The following is a 2,832-nucleotide window of genomic DNA, read 5'->3' as shown; positions in this document are numbered from 1 at the left end:
CGCCGATCGCGAGCATGCTCTTGAAGATGCCGCGCGCGGTGGACTGGAGCGCCTACGGAGCCTGATTGGCGCGACGACGATCGTCCGCGCGAAGCGCCTCGAACAGATCCTCGACCTTCATGCGCTGCCTAAAGTCGGGATCGACGTATCGCGCGAGCTGGGACGTTCCGCAAGTCGGCCGAAAGCTCGAGGTCGACCATAGCGGGCGACTATCGAATTTAGAGACAGAAGATATTTCAAACCGCGCGCCGCCTTCGACATTCTGCTTCTGCAATGACCGAAAGGAAAAAGGCCGCGCCGAGCGCGTGACGTGCGAACAGGATCGGCGGAGGAATCGGGCTGTTGGAGATTGCAATGTCTGCTGAAAAACATTCTACGCGTATCGCTTCGGGCGATGGAGAGAACGATCGATCCTTGAAGTCTCGTCTGGGCGGCCAGGTTGTCCTGGTCTTCCAAGGCGGCGGCGCGCTTGGGGCCTATCAGGCCGGCGTCTACCAGGCCCTGCATGAAGCGGGAATCGAGCCGGACTGGATCATCGGCACCTCGATCGGCGCCATCAACGCCTCCCTGCTGGCCGGAAACTCGCCCGACGCCCGGATCGATCGCTTACAGGCTTTTTGGCGGCGCGTCGAACGGATGCAATGCGCGCCGTTTCTGTCCGCGTGGGCTCCGGCCGCGAACTGGCTGGGAAATCTCGCGACCCTTTTCGGCGGCTTGCCCAACTTCTTCACGCCCCACGCGGGCGCCTTCATCAGCCCTTATTTTCCTCTCGGGTCGGAGAACGCCGGCTATTATTCTACCGCCCCACTGAAAGGCGCCTTGGGCGACCTCATCGATCTCGCGCAGCTCAACAGCGGCGCGCCGCGGATCACCGTCGGGGCCGCGAATGTGAAGACCGGCGACATGCATTATTTCGACAGCCGTTCCTGCCCGATCGGAGTTTCCCATATCATGGCGTCCGGCGCGCTTCCCCCCGCGTTCCCGGCGGTGCGCGTGGACGAGGATCTCTACTGGGACGGCGGCATCTTGTCGAACACGCCGATCGAGGCGGTGTTCGACGACAATCCGCGCCGCAACTCGCTGGTGATTTCGGTTCAGGTGTGGCATCCGCGGGGTCCTGAACCCAGCTCGATCTCGGACGTGTTGAGCCGGCAGAAGGATGTTCAATACGCCAGCCGCACCGAAGCGCAAATCCTGCGCCAGAAACAGCTCCATCGCCTTCGGCACGTCATCCGGGACCTGTCAGTCCTCTTGCCAGAGGACGTCAGAAACACGCCTGAAGTCAAGGCAATGGCGGCTTATGGCTGCACCACGCGCATGCATGTCGTGAGGCTGCTCGCGCCTCCCGTCAGTGGCGAAGACCAATCCAAGGACATAGACTTCAGCGCCGCGGGAATTCGGACGCGCTGGAGCGCGGGCCTTGCCGACGCCCGTCAGGTTCTGGCTGAAAGGCCCTGGGAGCGCGATCACGATCCGCTCGAAGGCTTCATTCTTCATGAACACATGTCGGATGCGCCGACCCGGACAAGCTGACCCCCGCGGGCGGCGCCCGGGCCGGCGCCCGCCAACGCGTCGGTCTTAAGACCCATATCTGAAGTCTGATCGTGTCCTGATACCTCACGGAGGTTCTCATGGTGGAAACGTCCGCGGTCGCGGCCGCGCCTCGCATTGCTTCCGCGCCTGGCGCCGGAAATTTCAAAGGTTTCGCCGTGATCGGAACCATGGCCTTCCTGACCGTGGTCGATCTATTCGCAACCCAGGCCATCTTGCCTCCGCTGACCGCCCATTATGGCGTGACGCCGGCGGAGATGGGCGCCGCCGTCAACGCCACCACCATCGGCATGGCGATTGCGAGCGCGGCCATTGCCTGGAGGGGACCGAAATTCAATCGCAGGCAGGGCATATTGGCGAGCTTGATCCTGCTCGCCATTCCCACCGCCTTGTTGAGCATGGCGCCAGACCTGACGACATTTTTCCTGTTGCGGGTGGCGCAGGGCCTGTGCATGGCCTCTGCTTTCGCCCTGACGCTCGCCTATCTCGGTGAAAGTTCGTGCCCGGTGGCGCTGGCGGGAAGTTTCGCGGCCTATGTCACGGGAAATGTCGCGAGCAATCTCTTCGGCCGCCTGATGGCCTCGATGGTGGTCGATGAGTTCGGGCTCGCCACGAATTTCATTTTCTTCGCCGTCTTGAATGTTTGCGGCGCCCTGCTCGCCTATTTTTTTGTCGTCGAAGGCGCCAGATGCTCCGCGATGGGACCGATTGCCGCAACAGACCACGCGCCGCCCGAGATGCAAAGTCGTACCGCGCCGCCGTTGATCGCCGCATTCGCCATCGGGTTCTGCATCCTCTTCGGCTTTGTCGGAACCTACACCTACATCAATTTCGTCCTGGCGCGGCCGCCGATTGCGTTGGACATGAAGGATATCGGCCTCGTCTATTTTGTTTTCGCGCCCTCGATCGTGACCACACCGCTTGCTGGCCGCGCGGCGCGCGCCATTGGCGCGCCGAAAGCCATGCGCGCCGCATTTCTTGTCGCGCTGGCGGGTCTCGGCCTGACCCTGTCGAGTGCGTTGCCTAGCGTGCTCGCCGGTCTGACCTTGATCGGGGTCGGAACATTCTTCGCCCAGGCCCTCGCCACCGGATTCGTGAGCTTCGCCGCCGGCGCCAAACGCGGCGTCGCCAGCGGGATATACCTCGCCTGCTATTTTTCCGGCGGGCTGGCGGGATCCGTGGTCGTTGGAAGGATCTTCGATCGTTGGGGATGGAACGCGAGCGTCGCGGCCATCGCCGTCGCTTTCGTCCTGGCTTTCGCGCTGATTTCGGCGCTGCGCC

Annotated in this window: 3 protein-coding genes; all 3 read left to right on the top strand. The window is 62.9% G+C overall.

The window, feature by feature from the left end; genetic code table 11:
• The coding region (locus tag ACLP2E_RS10335; RefSeq protein ID WP_442465861.1) for a hypothetical protein at window positions 1-202 on the top strand (202 nt) is incomplete at its 5' end.
• A 152-nt stretch (window positions 203-354) separates the two neighbouring features.
• On the top strand, window positions 355-1,533 hold the full coding sequence (locus ACLP2E_RS10330; RefSeq protein ID WP_442465860.1) for a DUF3734 domain-containing protein: 1,179 nt from the start codon (window positions 355-357) through the stop codon (window positions 1,531-1,533).
• Between the two features lie 98 nt (window positions 1,534-1,631).
• A partial coding sequence (locus ACLP2E_RS10325; RefSeq protein WP_442465859.1) for an MFS transporter occupies window positions 1,632-2,832 on the top strand: 1,201 nt, incomplete at its 3' end.

This window comes from Rhodoblastus sp. (assembly GCF_052145335.1).
Lineage (GTDB): Bacteria > Pseudomonadota > Alphaproteobacteria > Rhizobiales > Beijerinckiaceae > Rhodoblastus.
This window is presented reverse-complemented; position numbering and strand designations above follow the sequence as displayed.

Excerpts from the sequence above, each read along its gene's own strand:
- ACLP2E_RS10330 (WP_442465860.1), top strand. The coding sequence starts at position 355 with ATGTCTGCTGAAAAACATTCTACGCGTATCGCTTCGGGCGATGGAGAG.